This window comes from Streptomyces macrolidinus (genome assembly GCF_023887685.1).
Classification (GTDB): Bacteria; Actinomycetota; Actinomycetes; order Streptomycetales; family Streptomycetaceae; genus Streptomyces; species Streptomyces macrolidinus.
The window spans coordinates 111,178-128,066 of the sequence record NZ_JAMWMR010000010.1; the positions used below are offsets into that span (position 1 = coordinate 111,178).

General features: G+C 71.6%; 15 protein-coding genes. 8 read left to right on the forward strand and 7 right to left on the reverse strand.

Features of this window, described 5'->3' with window-relative positions; genetic code table 11:
* The first annotated feature begins 52 nt into the window (after nt 1-52).
* From NGF19_RS14370 to NGF19_RS14390, 5 genes are all read left to right on the forward strand, one after another.
* Nucleotides 53-1,723: a penicillin-binding transpeptidase domain-containing protein gene (locus tag NGF19_RS14370; RefSeq protein WP_252425263.1), complete on the forward strand. Its 1,671-nt coding sequence runs from the start codon at nt 53-55 to the stop codon at nt 1,721-1,723.
* A gap of 312 nt (nt 1,724-2,035) precedes the next feature.
* Entirely contained in the window at nt 2,036-2,542 is a 507-nt protein-coding gene (locus tag NGF19_RS14375) for a YbaK/EbsC family protein (RefSeq protein ID WP_252425264.1), read from the forward strand.
* Complete coding sequence (locus NGF19_RS14380; RefSeq protein ID WP_252425265.1) at nt 2,539-3,384, forward strand: EamA family transporter; 846 nt, start codon at nt 2,539-2,541, stop codon at nt 3,382-3,384. The genes NGF19_RS14375 and NGF19_RS14380 overlap by 4 nt, the downstream gene beginning before the upstream one ends.
* Before the next feature lie 124 nt (nt 3,385-3,508).
* Entirely contained in the window at nt 3,509-4,399 is an 891-nt protein-coding gene (locus NGF19_RS14385) for an NAD(P)-dependent oxidoreductase (protein ID WP_252425266.1), read from the forward strand.
* 74 nt (nt 4,400-4,473) lie between these two features.
* Nucleotides 4,474-4,752: a DUF1876 domain-containing protein gene (locus tag NGF19_RS14390; RefSeq protein ID WP_252425267.1), complete on the forward strand. Its 279-nt coding sequence runs from the start codon at nt 4,474-4,476 to the stop codon at nt 4,750-4,752.
* A 116-nt stretch (nt 4,753-4,868) separates the two neighbouring features.
* Here NGF19_RS14390 and NGF19_RS14395 read toward each other — a convergent pair whose 3' ends face one another.
* The 4 genes from NGF19_RS14395 to NGF19_RS14410 form a co-directional block, all read right to left on the reverse strand.
* Nucleotides 4,869-6,029 carry a serine hydrolase domain-containing protein gene (locus NGF19_RS14395; protein WP_252425268.1) on the reverse strand — a complete coding sequence of 387 codons (1,161 nt, stop codon included), beginning with the start codon at nt 6,027-6,029 and terminating at the stop codon, nt 4,869-4,871.
* A gap of 84 nt (nt 6,030-6,113) precedes the next feature.
* Entirely contained in the window at nt 6,114-6,899 is a 786-nt protein-coding gene (locus NGF19_RS14400; RefSeq protein WP_252425269.1) for an energy-coupling factor ABC transporter ATP-binding protein, read from the reverse strand.
* Nucleotides 6,887-7,657: a cobalt ECF transporter T component CbiQ gene (cbiQ, locus tag NGF19_RS14405; protein WP_252425270.1), complete on the reverse strand. Its 771-nt coding sequence runs from the start codon at nt 7,655-7,657 to the stop codon at nt 6,887-6,889. Before cbiQ ends, NGF19_RS14400 begins: the two co-directional genes overlap by 13 nt.
* Before the next feature lie 28 nt (nt 7,658-7,685).
* Nucleotides 7,686-8,720 (reverse strand): energy-coupling factor ABC transporter permease, encoded by a 1,035-nt coding sequence (locus NGF19_RS14410; protein ID WP_252425271.1) that lies wholly within the window; start codon nt 8,718-8,720, stop codon nt 7,686-7,688.
* Nucleotides 8,721-8,892: 172 nt separating this feature from the next.
* On the opposite strand from NGF19_RS14410, the gene NGF19_RS14415 reads away from it, so the two are divergent.
* Together NGF19_RS14415 and NGF19_RS14420 are read left to right on the forward strand one after the other, a co-directional pair.
* Entirely contained in the window at nt 8,893-9,234 is a 342-nt protein-coding gene (locus tag NGF19_RS14415; protein WP_252425272.1) for an SsgA family sporulation/cell division regulator, read from the forward strand.
* A 259-nt stretch (nt 9,235-9,493) separates the two neighbouring features.
* Complete coding sequence (locus tag NGF19_RS14420; protein WP_252425273.1) at nt 9,494-9,880, forward strand: hypothetical protein; 387 nt, start codon at nt 9,494-9,496, stop codon at nt 9,878-9,880.
* Nucleotides 9,881-9,949: 69 nt separating this feature from the next.
* On the opposite strand, the gene NGF19_RS14425 is transcribed toward NGF19_RS14420, so the two are convergent.
* Nucleotides 9,950-12,169: an MMPL family transporter gene (locus NGF19_RS14425; RefSeq protein ID WP_252425274.1), complete on the reverse strand. Its 2,220-nt coding sequence runs from the start codon at nt 12,167-12,169 to the stop codon at nt 9,950-9,952.
* A gap of 160 nt (nt 12,170-12,329) precedes the next feature.
* A complete protein-coding gene (locus tag NGF19_RS14430; RefSeq protein WP_252425275.1) occupies nt 12,330-12,962 on the reverse strand; it encodes a TetR/AcrR family transcriptional regulator in 633 nt (210 codons plus the stop codon).
* A gap of 186 nt (nt 12,963-13,148) precedes the next feature.
* Here NGF19_RS14430 and NGF19_RS14435 point away from each other — a divergent pair, with 186 nt between their 5' ends.
* The gene (locus NGF19_RS14435) at nt 13,149-16,496 is read left to right on the forward strand and encodes a S41 family peptidase (RefSeq protein WP_289734856.1); all 3,348 of its coding nucleotides are present in this window, start codon (nt 13,149-13,151) and stop codon (nt 16,494-16,496) included.
* An 83-nt stretch (nt 16,497-16,579) separates the two neighbouring features.
* Here the strand turns inward: NGF19_RS14435 and NGF19_RS14440 are convergent, their stop codons facing one another.
* Nucleotides 16,580-16,819, reverse strand: coding sequence for a hypothetical protein (locus tag NGF19_RS14440; RefSeq protein WP_252425277.1), 240 nt, complete (start codon nt 16,817-16,819; stop codon nt 16,580-16,582).
* Nucleotides 16,820-16,889 lie beyond the last annotated feature (70 nt).

Below are 16,889 nucleotides of genomic sequence, written 5' to 3' on the forward strand. Positions count from 1 at the left end.
CGTTGAGGAGCGTGGGGCACGGGGGGCCTGGGGACTTGGAGGGTCGAAAGCTGTGGGCAAGAGAAGGCGCGTCACCGAGCGTCGTAGGACGAACCGGCCGCTGGTGATCGGGGGAGCGATCGCCGCCATCGGTGTGGGGGGCGCGATCGTCGGCTACAGCGTGACGGGGGGCTCGGCGGCCGACGACCGTACGGCGGCCACGGCCGACCACAAGGACGTGCCGACGGGCCCGCTGTCGAAGTCCGAGGTCCGCTCGGCGGCCACGGCGTTCCTGACGGCCTGGCAGCACGGCGACCTCGCGAAGGCGGCGGCCACCACGGACGACACGGCGGCGGCGACCCGGGCCCTTAACGGGTACGGCAAGGACGCGCACATCAAGGGTGTCACCCTGACGCGTGGCACGCCGTCCGGGGCGTCCGTCCCGTTCTCGGTCAAGGGCACGGTGTCGTACGAGGGCAAGAGCGAGCCGCTGGCCTACGCGTCGAAGCTGACGGTGGTACGCCGCGCGGAGGACGGGGTGCCGCTGGTGCGCTGGCAGTCCTCGGTGCTGCACCCTGATCTGGCCGACGGGGACCGGCTGGTGACGGGTGAGGCGGGCGCGCCCCCGATCAAGGCCCTGGACCGGGACGGCGGTGAACTCACCACGGCCGCCTACCCGTCGCTCGGCGCGGTCCTCGACGGCCTGCGCGAGAAGTACGGCAAGTCGGGCGGCGGCACGGCGGGCGTGGAGCTGCGGATCGTCCGCAGGGCACCGGCCAAGGGCACGCAGAAGACGCCCGACAAGACGCTGGTCACGCTGAGCAAGGGCACGCCGGGCACGGTGAAGACGACGCTGAGCCCGAAGCTCCAGGCGAAGGCGGAGCAGCAGGTGGCCAAGACGCCCAAGGCGTCCGTGGTCGTCATGCGTCCGTCGACGGGCGAGATCCTGGCGGTGGCGAACTCGGGCCATGGCTTCAACGTGGGCTTGCAGGGCTCTCTCGCCCCCGGCTCGACGATGAAGATCGTGACGTCGACGCTGCTGTTCGAGAAGCATCTGGCGTCGGCGGACAAGGTGCATCCGTGCCCCAAGTACTCGACGTACGGGGGCTGGAAGTTCCAGAACGTCAACAAGTTCCAGATCAAGAAGGGCACGTTCAAGGCGAGCTTCGCGGCGTCCTGCAACACGGCCTTCATCAGCCAGGCGAAGAAGCTGGACGACGACGATCTCACCAAGGTCGCCCAGCAGGTCTACGGTCTGGGCCTGAACAACTGGTCCATCGGCGTACCGAGCTTCGACGGCGCGGTGCCGGTGCAGAGCGCGGCCCCGATGGCGGCGTCCCTGATCGGCCAGGGCGGGGTCCGGATGAACCCGATGAACATGGCCTCGGTGGTCTCGACGGCGAAGACGGGCGTCTTCCACCAGCCGTACCTGGTCTCCCCGTCGGTGGACCACCGCACACTGGCGAAGGCGAGCCGCACGATGTCGGCCTCGGCCCACGCCCAGTTGAAGGAGGTCCTCCAGTACACGGCCGCGGCGGGCACGGCCGCCAAGGCGATGGCGGGCCTCGGCCCGGACTTCGGCGCGAAGACCGGCTCGGCGGAGGTCGACAACCAGGAGGACCCGAACGGGTGGTTCGCGGCCTGGAAGGGCGACCTGGCCGGCGCGGGCGTGGTCCAGGAGGGCGGCCACGGCGGCGACTCGGCGGGCCCGATCGTGGCGGCCCTGCTGCGGGCCGGGGGCTGAGGCGGGCCGGGGGCCGGGGGTGACGCGGGCGCGCTGACCGGCATCCGGAATCGGTTCGCGTGGCTCCTGTGCCCCTCGCTAGTGCCCCGGCAGGCAACGTTTGCCCGTCAGGAGCGGCGTCCGGTGCGTGCTCTGGGGGTACCCCCTGCTCACAGAGCTTGGGGGAGTGCCGGACGGAAGCCCTCGTACTGGACGTACGTGGGCTTTCGTCCGGTGCGGCGAGAGCACGTGCCGGGCGTCGCGACGGGGCGAGCGTTGCCTGCCGGGGCACTAGCGTGGCGTTCTCGCTGTCTCCCCCGCCAAGGAGTTCCGATGACGACGCCCCCCACCCAAGACTCCGCAGCTCACCCCCGCTTCGCCGAAGCCCTTCAGGAGTTGGGACTCGGTGAACTGCGGGGGCGGATCCGCCGCTTCCCGGACGCGACGCGGACCGCCGCCGAGGCCGCCGCGGCGATCGGCTGCGAGCTGAGCCAGATCTGCAAGTCGCTGATCTTCGCGGCGGACAAGGTGCCGGTGCTCGTCCTCATGGACGGGGCGTCCCGGGTGGACGTGGAGCGGGTCCGGGAGGTGCTCGGGGCCGAGAAGGTGACCCGGGCGGCGGCCGAGGTCGTGCGCGAGACCACCGGGTACGCGATCGGCGGGGTGCCGCCCTTCGGGCACCGTACGAAGACGCGCGTGCTCGCCGACCGTTCGCTGCTCGGCCACGACACCGTGTGGGCCGCGGCGGGCACGCCGCACACCGTGTTCCCGATGGACCCGAAGACGCTGATCGCCCACGCGGGCGGCACGCTGGTGGACGTCCGCGAGCAGTCCGCATGACCCCGGCGGTCACCGCCGCGGTTCTGCTCGCCGCCTTCACGCACGCCGGGTGGAACGCGATCGCCCACCGCATCACCGACAAGCTGGTCGGCTTCACGCTGATCGCGGGCGGCGGGCTGCTCATCGGGCTGGTGATGACCCCGTTCGTGGCGTTCCCGGCGGCGCGGGCCTGGCCGTATCTCCTCGCCTCCGCCGTCATCCACATCGCGTACAACCTGCTGCTGATGCGCTCGTTCCAGCTCGGTGACTTCGGGCAGGCGTACCCGATCGCGCGCGGCACCGCGCCCCTGCTGGTCACCGTGCTGGCCGCGGTCTTCGCGCACGAGGTGCCGGACGGCTGGGCGGCGGCGGGCGTCGCCGTGTCGTGCGCGGGGCTGACCGGCGTGGCGCTGTGGGGGCTGCGCGGGCGCCGTCCGAACTGGGCGGCCATCGGCGCCGCGCTCGCGACGGGCGGGACGATAGCGGCGTACACGGTGGTGGACGGGCTCGGCGTCCGGGCGTCGGGGTCCTCGTTCGGGTACATCGCGTGGCTGATGGCGGCCCAGGGAATCGTGATCCCCGTGTACGCCGCCCACCGGTGGAAGGGCGAACTCATCGGCGTCCTGCGGCCGTACGCGAAGCTGGGCCTGCTGGGCGCGGCCCTGTCGGTGGCGGCGTACACCCTGGTCCTGTGGGCGCAGACCCGTGCGGAGCTGGCCCCCGTGGCCGCCCTGCGGGAGTCCTCGATCATCGTCGGCGCGGCCATCGGCGCGGTCTTCTTCAAGGAGCGGTTCGGTCTCCCGCGGATCGCGGCGGCCGGTCTGCTGGTCGTCGGCATCGGCCTGATGCTGCACACCGGTTAGCGGGTCGGTCGGACGCGGCGCGCCGGGCGTCCGGTGGCCTCGCATACCTCGCTCCGCGAGCGAGCATCCTGGGCGGGCGCGTCGCAGCGCACCACCACCGACCATGGATCAAGAAGGGGACGAGATGACCGACCAGCTCACCGTGAGTGTCCTGGGCACCGGGATCATGGGGGCCGCGATGGCCCGCAGCCTCGCCCGTGCCGGACACACCGTCCGCGCCTGGAACCGCACCCGCGCCAAGGCCGAGCCCCTCGCCGCCAACGGCGCACAGATCGCGGACACCCCCGCCGAGGCCGTGCAGGGCGCCGATGTCGTACTGACCATGCTGTACGACGGCCCGGCCACCCTGGAGGTCATGCGGGAGGCCGCCCCCGCCCTGCGGACCGGTGCCGCCTGGGTGCAGTCGACCACCGCCGGGATCGAGGGCGTCGGCGAGCTGGCCGGGTTCGCCCGCGACCACGGTCTGGTCTTCTACGACGCCCCCGTGCTCGGCACCCGCCAGCCCGCTGAGGCCGGACAGCTCACCGTCCTCGCCGCGGGCCCGTCGAGCGGCCGGGCGGTGGTGACGCCGGTCTTCGACGCCGTCGGCAGCCGTACGGTCTGGGCCGGTGAGGACGGCGCCGAGGCCGGTGGCACCCGGCTGAAGCTGGTGGCCAACAGTTGGGTCCTCGCGGTCACCGCCGCGACCGGCGAGGTGCTGGCCCTGGCGCGGGGCCTCGGTGTCGACCCGCAGAACTTCCTGGACATCATCGCCGGGGGCGGGCTCGACATGGGCTATCTGCGCGCCAAGGCCGACGCCATCCTGCACGACAAGCTCACCCCGCCCAGCTTCGCGGTGACCACCGCGGAGAAGGACGCCCGGCTGATCGCACGGGCCGGTGAGCAGCACGGCGTCCGCCTCGACCTGATCGCCGCGACCGCCGAACGCTTCTCCCGCGCCGCGGCCCAGGGCCATGGCGCCGAGGACATGGCCGCCGCGTACTTCGCGAGCTTCGAGGAGAAGCCCGCCTCCTGAGGACCGCCCCGCGAGGTGTGCATGCGGCGGCCAGGAGGAGCACCCTGGAATCAGCGCATCCGGAGGTGAAGGTCATGGTTCTGCACACCGCGGCGGGATGGCATGTCGAACTCGAATTCGAGGAGGATACGGACAAGACGCGGGCGGCGGCGCTCGTACGACTTCCCGACGGCGGCGAGGTCCGCTCGCGCGGATACGCCAGCCGTCACCACACCGACGCTAATCAGCCGCGCGTCGGCGAGGAGATCGCCGGGGCGCGCGCGCTCAACGAGTTGGCGATGCGGCTGCTCACGAAGGCGCACAGTGAGATCGACGAGGCCTCGGGACGAACGTCGCGTCCGCTGACGCACTGAGGGCGACCCCGAGGACGCCCCGCTGATGCCCGTACGCGATGCGGCGTACGGGCATCACGTATACGGGGGGCATCACGCATACACGCACACACGGATACGGGGGACCGGTCGCGCCGTCACGCCAGTGACGTCCGTACCGCCCGTACCAGCGCCTGTGCCCGCGGGTCCGCCGTCACGCTCGTACGGAAGCCGTTCGTGACATAGCCGAACGCGATGCCCGACTCGGGGTCGGCGAAGCCGAGGGGGCCGCCGCGGCCGGGGTGGCCGAAGGAGCCGGGGCCGAGGAGCGGGGACGCGCCGCTGTGGAGCATGTAGCCGAGGCCGAAACGCATGGGGAGGATCAGGACGCGGTCGGGGCCCACCGAGGCCTCCGCGCGGGCCCGTTCCAGCGTCCGGGGTGTGAACAGCCGTACGCCGTCCACCTCTCCGGCCAGCGCCGCGTAGAAGCGCGCGAGGCCGTCGGCCGTCATGATGCCGTTCGCGGCGGACAGGGCGGCGGCACGGTAGGCGGGGTCGTTCTCGTCGGGCAGCGGGGTGATCACGGCGTAGGCGCGGCGGGTCAGGCTCGTGGGGTCGGCGTACGCGTCGGCGACCGCCCGCTTGGGGCGCAGCCGCAGGGCGCCGCTGTTCTCGGCCGGGGTCTTGAGGGGGCCGACCCGGCCCGCCCGCCAGGCCTCGGCCTCGGGCAGGCCGACCCACAGGTCCAGGCCCAGCGGCTCCGCGATCTCGGTGGCGATCCACGCGCCGATCGAGCGGCCCGTGACACGGCGTACCAGCTCGCCGGTCAGCCAACTGTAGGTGTGCGCGTGGTAGCCGTGGTCCGTGCCGGGCTCCCAGGCGGGGGGCTGCGCGGCCAGCACGGCGGCGGCGAAGTCGGGGTCGATCGCCTCGGCGGGGGTGAGCGGGCGGTCGAGGGCCGGTACGCCCGCGCGGTGCGCGAGCAGATGCCACACCAGCGCGCGTTCCTTGCCGTGCGCCTTGAACTCGGGCCAGTAGTGGCCGACCGGCGCGTCCAGGTCCAGTTCGCCGCGCTCGGCCAGCATCAGCAGGACGGCCGCGGCCACCCCCTTGGTCGCCGAGTGCACGATCTGCGCGGTGCCCTGCTCCCAGGGTGCCGTGCCGTCGATGTCCCGGGTCCCGCCCCACAGGTCCACGACCTTGCGCCCGTGGCGGTACACCGCGACCGCCGCCCCGCGCTCCCCCAGCGTCTCGAAGTTCCGTACGAACGCTTCCCTGACCGGCTCGAAGCCCTCGGCCACCATGCCGTTCACGTCCACGCCCGTCCGCCCTTCATTTGTCGACAGTGAGTGCAACACGCACCCGGCGCCGTCGATTCCGCGGGGCCCGGTGGGCGTCGGGCGTCACCGCCCGCCCGTGCTCGTCGCGACGGTGCGGGGGTCGAAGCCGAAGGGCAGTTCCAGGCGGTGGGCGCGCATCAGCGTGTCGTCGGCGAGCAGGTCGGCGGTCTTCCCGTCGGCCGCGATCACGCCGTCGCTGAGGATCAGCGAGCGCGGGCACAGCTCCAGCGCGTAGGGCAGGTCGTGCGTGACCATGAGGACGGTGACGTCCAACGACCGCAGGATGTCGGCGAGTTCGCGGCGCGAGGCGGGGTCGAGGTTGGACGACGGCTCGTCCAGGACGAGGATCTCCGGCTCCATGGCGAGGACGGTCGCGACGGCCACCCGGCGCCGCTGGCCGAAGGAGAGGTGGTGCGGCGGGCGGTCCTTGAACTCCGTCATGCCGACGAGGCCGAGCGCCTTGTCGACGCGGGCCTCCAGCTCGGCGCCCTTGAGACCGGCCGCGGCGGGTCCGAAGGCCACGTCCTCGCGGACGGTCGGCATGAAGAGCTGGTCGTCCGGGTCCTGGAAGACGATGCCGACGCGGCGGCGGATCTCGGCCATGTGCTGCTTGCCGACGGGGAGCCCGGCGACGGTCACCGTGCCGGTGCCGCCGCTCAGGATGCCGTTGAGGTGCAGCACGAGCGTCGTCTTCCCGGCGCCGTTCGGGCCGAGCAGGGCGACCCGCTCGCCGCGCTCGATACGGAAGTCGACGCCGAAGAGGGCCTGGTGGCCGTCGGGGTAGGCGAAGGCCAGGTGGGTCACGTCGAGCGAGGGCGGCGAAGAGGTCACGGCGGTCACAGGGTCCATCCCAGCAGGCAGACGACGAGGGCGGCGAGGGGCAGGGTCAGGGCGTACGACCACTGGGCGCGGGAGGCGGTCACCTCGTCGATGACCGGCATCGCACCGGCGTAGCCGCGGCTGACCATGGCCAGGTGGACGCGCTCGCCGCGCTCGTAGGAGCGGATGAAGAGCGCGCCCGCGGACTTCGCGAGCACGCCCCAGTGGCGGATGCCGCGGGCCTCGAAGCCGCGCGACTCCCGGGCGATCCGCATCCGCCGCATCTCGTCGGTGATGACATCGCCGTAGCGGATCATGAACGAGGCGATCTGCACGAGGAGCGGCGGCAGCTTGAGCCGCTGCAACCCGAGGAGCAGCGCGCGCAGTTCGGTGGTCGAGGCGAGCAGGACGGAGGCGGCGACGCCGAGGGTGCCCTTGGCGAGGACGTTCCAGGCGCCCCACAGTCCGCTGACGCTCAGCGAGAGCCCGAGGACGTCGACCCGTTCGCCCTCCGCGACGAACGGCATGAGGACCGCGAAGGCGACGAACGGGATCTCGATCAGCAGCCGCCGCAGCAGGAACCCCGCCGGGACCCGGGCCACGTACGCGACGATGCCGAGCAGGACGGCGTACAGCGCGAACGCCCACATCGCCTCGCGCGGCGTCGAGACCACCACGACGACGAAGGCGAAGGTGGCCGCGAGCTTGGTGTGCGGCGGCAGCCCGTGGACGGGTGAGTGCCCGTGCCGGTAGAGCTTGTGGGCTCCCCCACGCTCGAATTCACTCACGCGGGAGGTACCCCCACCGGCTCCCACGTCAGCCGACCTGCGCGGGCTCGCCCGTACGACGGCGGCGCACCACCCAGAACACCGTGCTGCCCGCGACGACGGTGACGCCGACGCCGATCGCGCCCGCGAGACCGCCGGAGAGACGGGCGTTGCGGACGTCCTTGACGCCGTAGTCGGCGAGCGGCGAGTCGGCGCTCGCGTGCTCCTCGGCCTTCTTGTCGATGCCCTGGTCGGCGGCGACCTTCTCCAGGCCGTCGGGGCTGGCGGAGGCGTAGAAGCTGACGAACCCGGCGAGGACGAGGGAGGTGACGAGTCCGGTGGCCCACAGCTTGCGGTGGGACCGGGCGGCGACGGGCGCGGGCTCGGCGACGGGCGCGTCGACCAACTCGCCGTCGACGCGCAGCTTGAGGCGCTGCTGCAGGCCGCGGGCGCCGTGGACGAGGTCGGGCCGTACGGCGATGACGGCGCCCACGGTCAGGGCGGTGATCGCGGCTTCGCCGATGCCGATGAGGACGTGGACGCCGATCATCGCGGTGGCGACCTTGCCGATCGAGACGTCGGTGGTGCCGCCGAGCGCGTAGATCAGCGTGAAGGCGAGGGCGGCGGCCGGGACGGAGAGCAGGGCGGCGACGAAGGAGGCGACGGTGACGGAACGGCGGGTGCGCGGGAGCACCTTGACCAGGCCGCGGAAGACGGCGTAGGCGACGACGGTCGTCACGATCGCCATGTCGGTGATGTTGACGCCGAGCGCGGTGAGGCCGCCGTCGGCGAAGAGGATGCCCTGCATGAGGAGGACGACGGAGACGCACAGGACCCCGGTGCAGGGCCCCACGAGAATGGCGGCAAGCGCCCCGCCGAGCAGATGTCCGCTGGTCCCGGCGGCGACGGGGAAGTTCAGCATCTGGACGGCGAAGATGAACGCGGCGACGAGACCGGCGAGCGGCGCCGTGCGCTCGTCGAGTTCGCGCCGGGCGCCCTTGAGGCTGACAGCCAGGGCACCCGCGGCGACTACTCCGGTCGCGGCGGATATGGGGGCGTTGATGAATCCGTCGGGCACATGCACCGTACGAGGATACCCGCTTATTGCGAACCATTCGCAAGAGCGAGTCGCACCCCCGCAACGACAGTCGCGCGACAGGAGGCCGGCTTCATCCCGTTATGCGACATTGAAGGGGCGGCGGATTTCGACGACGCTGCTGCGACATGCCGCGTCGACACGCGTGAGGAGCGGTCCCATGTCCGTTGTCGAACAGTACGCACGAGCCCACGTCGTCACGGACTCCCCGGACACTCCGGACGCGATCCCCGTCCTCCTGCGCTACGACCCGAGCACCGACCCCCTCTCCGTCCGCATCGGCCTGCCCGGCCCCCAGGAGTGGGCACTCTCCCGAGACCTCCTGGAGGAGGGCCTGCGCGCCCCGGCCCGCAAGGACGACATCAGCATCTGGCCGTGCGGCCGGGTCCAGGCGGTGGTCGAGTTCCACTCACCGGCGGGGGTGGAGGTGGTGCAGTTCGAATCCCAGACCCTGCTGCGCTTCCTGCGCCGGACCTACTTGGCCGGGACCACGAATCACTGAACAACGACACCGACAGACTCATCACCTCTAAGAGTGACGATTCCCAATTGAGCTGGATTTAGGACTAGTTGCCTGTCATATGCTCGCCGCTGTTCACCTCGAAAGGAACAGCGCAGGCAATGGTCAGCTCTCAACACGAAGCCCTGCACCGGATCTTCCACGAAGATCCCGGCTTTCTCGGACGCGCCTTACGGGTAATCGGTCTCCCGTTCGATACTCCGGCCGCAACCGCAGAATTCCCGACCGACTGTCCGTAGCCGTGAAGGGCCTTGAGGTCTCCGATCCGGAGGCCGCGACGAGGTACGTAGAACTCACCGCCCAGGGCCTGGGCGAGAAGACCCGGGCCATCGAAATCTGGAGGCAGCTCGTGGCCATCGACACTTCCTTCTTCGTCTCTGCGCTGTCCGAAGAGATCCGGGACCAGGGCCGCGCCGAAGGCCGTACTGAAGGCCGCAGCGAAGCCGGCGCCGCCGGCGTCCTCCGCATCCTCGACCTCCGCTCCGTCCCCCTCACCGACGCCGACCGCGAGCGCGTCACCTCCTGCAAGGACCTCGACACCCTCGCTCGCTGGTTCGACCGTGCCATCACCGCCGAATCCGCCGCCGAGGTGTTCGCGGACGACGGCTCCGGCGACGCGGAGAACTGAGCACACACGAAAGGGCGCCCCACCCGTCGCAGGTGAGGCGCCCCTCGCGTTCCATTCAAGCGGTGGGCGTCACGCCCGCACCAACTCCCGGTCCTGGTCCGCATCCGGGTCCGTCGCGGTGGACGTCAGGGCCTCGCCCTCCACGTCCACGTTCGGCAGGGCGCGGTCCAGCCACTTCGGCAGCCACCAGGCCTTCTCGCCCAGCAGGGCCAGGACCGCCGGGACGATCGCCATGCGGACCACGAACGCGTCGAAGAAGACGGCGATCGCGAGGCCGAAGCCGATCATCTTGACCATCGACTCGCTGGAGCCGATGAAGCCGGAGAACACCGCGATCATGATGACGGCCGCGGCCGTCACCACCCGCGCCCCGTGCCGGAAGCCGGTCACGACCGCTTGCCCGGGGTTCTCGCCGTGGACGTACGCCTCGCGCATCCGGGTCACGAGGAAGACCTCGTAGTCCATCGCCAGGCCGAAGACCACGCCCACCATGAAGATCGGCATCATCGACATGATCGGGCCCGTCTCCTCGACGCCCATCAGGCCGGAGAGCCAGCCCCACTGGAACACCGCGACCACCGCGCCGAGCGCGGCGAGCACCGAGAGCAGAAAGCCGAGCGCCGCCTTCAGCGGGACCAGGATCGAGCGGAAGACCACGATCAGCAGCAGGAACGCGAGGCCCACGACGAGCGCCAGATACGGCAGCAGCGCGTCGTTCAGCTTCTGCGAGACGTCGATGTTCATCGCCGTCGACCCCGTGACCAGCAGCTTCGCGTCCGTGTCCGCGGTGATCCCGGCGCCCGCGGCGCGGATGTCGTGCACCAGGTCCTCGGTGGTGGTCGAGGACGGCTTGGAGCCGGGGACGACCGTGACCACGGCCGTGTCACCGGCCTTGTTGTACGCCGCCGGGGTCACCGTCACGACGTTCTTCAGGCCCTTGATCTCGTCCGTCACCGTGGTGACGGCGCCCTTCGGGTCGTCACTCGCCTTCGCGTCGACCACGACCATCAGCGGGCCGTTGACGCCGGGGCCGAAGTTGTCCGAGAGCAGGTCGTAGACGCGGCGCTGCGTCGTGGACGTCGGCTGGGCGCCGTCGTCCGGCAGGCCCAGCGTCAGCGAGGCCACCGGGACGGCCGCCGCGCCGAGGCCGAGGACACCGAGCAGCAGGACGGCGATCGGGCGGCGCACGACGAAGCTCGCCCAGCGCGTGCCCATGTTCGGCTTGGCCGCCTGCTGCGCGGCAGCGGCCCGGCCCCCGCCCAGCAGCCTGCTCTTCTCACCGGCCGGCTTGACCTTGCGGCCCGCGTAGCCGAGCAGCGCCGGGATCATCGTCAGGGCGATCAGGACCGCGATGGCGACCGTGCCCGCCGCGGCCACACCCATCTTCGTGAGCATCGGGATGTTCACGACCGCGAGGCCGACCAGCGCGATCACCACGGTCAGGCCCGCGAAGACCACCGCGGAGCCCGCCGTGCCGACCGCCCGTCCCGCCGCCTCCTCGCGCTCCCGGCCCTCGGCCAGTTCCGCCCGGTAGCGGGAGACGATGAACAGCGCGTAGTCGATGCCGACCGCGAGACCGATCATCATCGCCAGCGTCGAGGTGGTCGAGCCCAGGTCCAGCGCCTTGGCCAGCGCGGTGATGGAGGAGACGCCGATACCGACGCCGATCAGGGCCGTCAGCAACGGCAGTCCGGCCGCGACCAGCGAGCCGAAGGTGATGACGAGGACAAGGGCGGCGATCGCGATACCGATGATCTCCGTCGCGCCCGTCTCGGGCATGGCCATCAGCGCGTCACCGCCGACCTCGACGGTCAGCCCGCCGTCCCGGGCGTCCTGCGCGGCCGACTTCAGGGCGTCGCGGGAGGAGTCCTTCAGCTCCATCCCGGAGACCTTGTACGTCACCTGCGCATAGGCGGTGGTGCCGTCCTTGCTGATGGCGTGCGCGGCGAACGGGTCGACGACATTGGCGACTTCGGAGCCGCCGCTCAGTTCCTTGACGGTCTTCTCGACGACCGCCTTGCTGTCCCCGGCGGTCACCGTCGCACCGTCCGGCGCCTTGAAGACGACACGTGCGGTGGCCCCGTTGGGGGTCATCCCGGGGAATCGTTCCTTCAGCAGGTCGAAGGCCTGCTGGGCCTCCGTGCCGGGGATGGAGAACGAAGCGGAGCCCGCGGCGGGGGCGTTGGCGGCGCCGACGCCCGCGAGCGTCAGCAGCGCCACCCAGACGAGGGCGACGAAGTGCCGTCGCCTGAAGGCGAGTCGGCCCAGTCGATAGAGGAATGTGGCCACGAGGGCGTACTCCCGGTCAGGTCGTGTGGTAGCAGGGCAGGGGTGATCAGCCCGACGGACGACGTGAGCGGTGACGTCAGGTGCTGGGCTTGCTGGGGGGACGTATCGGTGGTGCGGGTCAGGTGGTGCGGGTCAGGTGGTGCGTGTCAGGTAGTGCGTGTCAGGTGACGCGTACGCCGAGGGCGGGGAGGACCACGGCGTCGATGTACGAGGTGAGGAAGGCCTGGGTCGGCGGCTGGTCGTCGAGCAGCATGCGGGTGGCGAACCCGCCGACCATCATGTGCAGGACGAAGTCCAGCGCCGGGCAGTCCGCCCGGATCTCGCCGCGGTCGACGGCCCGTTGGAGAACGCTCCGGGACTGCTCCATCTCCGGCCCCACGAGCTGCTCGCGGAAGGCCTGGCGCAGATCGGGGTTGTGGTGGACCGCCATGGCGACGCCCCGCATCAGCGCGGAGTTCTGCGCCATCGTGCAGTCGTCCTCGTGCGCGATCAGCGCGAGCAGATCGCCCCGGAGCGAGCCTGTGTCGACCTCGTCGAGGCGACCCCGTTTGCCGCGCCGGATGGCCGTGACCACCAGCTCGGCCTTGCCGCCCCACTGGCGGTAGAGCGTCGCCTTGCTGGAGCGGGTACGGGCGGCCACGGCGTCCATCGTCAGGGCGTCGTAGCCGACTTCCCGAAGCAGGTCGAGCACGGCCCTGTACAACTCGGCCTCGCGCTCGGGCGTGATGCGGCTGCGGCGCCCGGTGAGCGCCGACTCGGCGGCCGGCGCCGCGCCCTTGGATGCCTCGGTCATGTCACTTCCGCCTCTCCCCGGCCGCGCCCGGGGCGACAAGACCCGGCACGGCTTCGCACGTCTGAGACGATACCCCTCGCCCTCAGCGAAACGAAACCGTTTCGTACGTGTCCTGCATCACGAGCCCTGCCCATGCTCCCGGGCGCGGCGGGCGCCGAGTTGCCGTGGCCCGTTCGGAGGAAAAGCATGGGATGGGTGAGCGACACGAGCGACGTGTACGAGAACGCCCCCGGCTATCTCCGCTATCCGCATCTGCACGGCGACCGGCTCTGCTTCGTCGCCGAGGACGATCTGTGGGTGGCCCCGCTGGACGGGCCGGGCCGCGCCTGGCGGCTCACCGTCGACCGTACGAAGATCGGGCACCCCCGCTTCTCGCCCGACGGCCGCCACATCGCGTACACGAGCTGGCGCACCTTCGTACCCGAGATCCATCTGGCCCCGGTGAACGGCGGCCCCGGCCGACGGCTCACCTACTGGGGCAGCGCCGACACCCGGGTGTGCGGCTGGACGCCCCCCGAGCCGGACGGCCAGGCATCCCTCCTCGCCGTCGCCTCGCACGGCGAGCCGTTCTCCTACTTCACCTGGGCCTACAAGGTCCCCACCGACGGCGACCCCGGCGGCAAGCTGCCCTGGGGCCCGGTCTCGGACATCGCGGTCGCCGATGTCGACGGCGAGCACCGCACGCTGCTGCTCACCGGCACCCCGCCGCACGAACCGGCCTCCTGGAAGCGCTACCGGGGCGGCGCCACGGGGCGGCTGTGGCTCCAGGGGCAGCAGTTGCTCCCCGATCTCGACGGCCATCTCGACTCGCCGATGTTCGTCGGCGGGCGGATCGCGTTCCTCTCCGACCACGAGGGCATCGGCAACCTGTACTCGTGCGCGTACGACGGCTCCGATCTGCGCCGCCACACCGACCACGACGCCTTCTACGCCCGGCACGCCGCCAGCGACGGCACCCGGGTGGTGTACCAGTGCGCGGGCGACCTGTGGATCGTCGAGGATCTCTCCGCCGACTCGGTGCCGCGCCGTCTCGACGTACGGCTGGGCGGGCCGCGCGCGGGGCGGCGCAAGTACGCGGTCCCGGCCGCGCAGCATCTGGACGGGATCTCGGTCGGCGAGACCGGACGGGCCAGCGCGGTCGTCGTCCGCGGCAGCCTGTACTGGCTCACGCACCGCGACGGCCCCGCCCGTACGATCACCGACACCCCCGGCGTACGGGTCCGGCTGCCGGAGATGCTCGGCAGCGGGGGCGGGGTCGCCTACATCACGGACGCGGAGGGCGAGGACGCGGTCGAGATCGCGTATCTGCCGCGCGCCACCGGGCACCGGGAGCCGCGCAGGCTGGCCTCCGGGCGACTGGGCCGGGTGCTGGAGATGGCCTCGGACCGGCAGGGCGAGCGGCTCGCGATCGCCTCGCACGACGGGCGGCTGCTGCTGCTCACGGTGACTGCGGACGCGACGGCCACGGGGGCCGAGGGGCCGGGGACCGAGGGGCCGGGGGCCGAGAGGTCGGACGGCGAGGTCACCGAGCTGATCCGGTCGGTGAACGGGCCGGTGCGGGATCTGGCGTTCTCCCCGGACGGGGCCTGGCTGACCTGGTCGCATCCGGGCATCGGCCGCACGCTGCGGCAGATCAAGATGGCGCGGATCAAGGACCGGCTGATCGTCGACGTCACCAACGGGCGCTTCGAGGACGAGAACCCGGTGTTCACCCGGGACGGCCGCTATCTCGCGTTCCTGTCGTGGCGCGGCTTCGACCCTGTCTACGACGTGCACACCGGGGACCTGTCCTTCCCGCTGGGCTGCCGCCCCTATCTCGTCCCGCTGTCCTCGGCGACCCCCTCCCCCTTCGCGCTGAACCCGGACGGGCGGCCCGCCGCCGGGGGGCTCGATCCGCTGGAGGAGGAGGAAGGGGGCGGGGACGGCACGGTCACCGTCGAACTGGAGGGCCTGGAGAGCCGGGTGACGCCGTTCCCGGTCGCCGCGTCCAAGTACTCGGCGCTGCGTCCGGTCGCGGGCGGCGGCCTGGTGTGGCTGCGCTGGCCGATCTCGGGCGCGCTCGGCGAGACCTTCGCGAACCCGGACGACGTCACCGGGCGCCCGACCCTCGAACACTTCACCATCACCAAGGCGAAGAAGACCGAACTGGTCGGCCATCTGGACTGGTTCGCGGTGAGCGGGGACGGCACCCGGCTGGTGGTCGTCGACGAGGGCGTCCTGCGGGCGGTCCCGTCCACCGAACTCGGCGACATCGACACCACGGTATGGATCGACGTACGGCGGATCATGCACGTGGTGGACCCGGCGGCCGAGTGGCGGCAGGCGTACGCGGAGGCGGGCCGGCTCATCCGGGCGTACTTCTGGGAGCCCGGCATGTGCGGCATCGACTGGGACGCGATCCTGGCGCAGTACCGCCCGCTGGTCGAACGGGTCGCCTCCCCCGACGACTTCGCCGATCTGCTGCGCGAAGTGCTCGGCGAACTGGGCACGTCGCACGCGTACGTGACACCGGCCCGGCGCAACGAGGGCCCGCCGCACTACCAGCGCTACCAGGGCCTGCTGGGCGCCAACCTGGTACGGCGCGACGGGCGTTGGACGATCAAGCGGATCCTGCCCGGCGAGTCGTCGGACTCCAAGGCGCGCTCACCGCTGGCGGGTACGGGCATCCGGGAGGGCGCCGTCCTGACGCATGTGGACGGGCGGCCGGTGGACCCGGTGACGGGACCGTTCCCACTGCTGGCGGGCGCGGGCGGGACGACCGTGGAGCTGACGTTCACCCCGGCCGACGGCGAGGGCCCGGCGCGGCGGGTGGCGGTGATCCCGCTGGTCGACGAACGCCCTCTGCGCTACCAGGACTGGGTCGCCAAGCGCCGCAGGGTCGTCCGGGAGACGAGCGGCGGACGCTGCGGGTATCTGCACATCCCGGACATGGGCGGCTCGGGCTGGGCGCAGTTCAACCGGGATCTGCGCAAGGAGGTCTCGCGCCCGGCGCTGATCGTGGACGTACGGGGCAACGCGGGCGGCCACATCAGCGAACTCGTCATCGAGAAGCTCACGCGCACCGTCCTGGGCTGGGACCTGACGCGCAACGCCGAGCCGGTGTCGTACACCTCCAACGCCCCGCGCGGGCCCATCGTCGCGCTGGCCGACGAGGCGACCTCCTCGGACGGCGACATGATCATCGCTGCCATCAAGCTGCTGGAGCTGGGCCCGGTGGTGGGCCTGCGCACCTGGGGCGGGGTGGTCGGGATGACGGGCCGCCACCGCCTGGGCGACGGGACGGTGATCACGGTGCCGATGAACGCGGCGTGGTTCGAGCCGTACGGCTGGGGCGTCGAGAACCACGGCGTGGAACCGGACCTGGAGATCCAACGCACCCCGCTGGACTGGGCGGAGGGCCGCCACAAGCAACTGGACGACGCGGTCGTCCTGGCGCTGGACCTGCTGCGCACCCATCCGGCGGCGACTCCCCCGGACTACGGCGACGCCCCGGACCGCACCCGGCCGAAACTGCCGCCGCGGGCGACGAGTTGACCTGTCGGGAAGGACAGGGACAGCGCAGTGGGGCGCCCTCGACGAGGGTGCCCCACCTCACATCCAGGACCGAGCGCGGAAGCTCAGGCGTCGTAGTCCTGGTCGAAGCGGTCTTCCGAGTCGTCCCGCATGCGCTGCGTGTCGTCCTGCGTCTGACGGCCGCGCTGGGACTGCTGCTGGCTCTGCTGGCCGCGCTGCTGACCCTGCTGGCTCTGCTGCCCGCGCTGCTGACCTTGCTGGCTCTGCTGCCCGCGCTGCGAAGACCGCTGCTGCTTGCCCTGCTGCTTCATCTGCTCGGACTTGTCCTGGTGCTGGTCCTTCATGCCCATGTGGGTTCACTCCCGAAGTGGGTGAGGGGGTCGGCCTCGACCGTGAGGGGGTCGGCCTCGACCA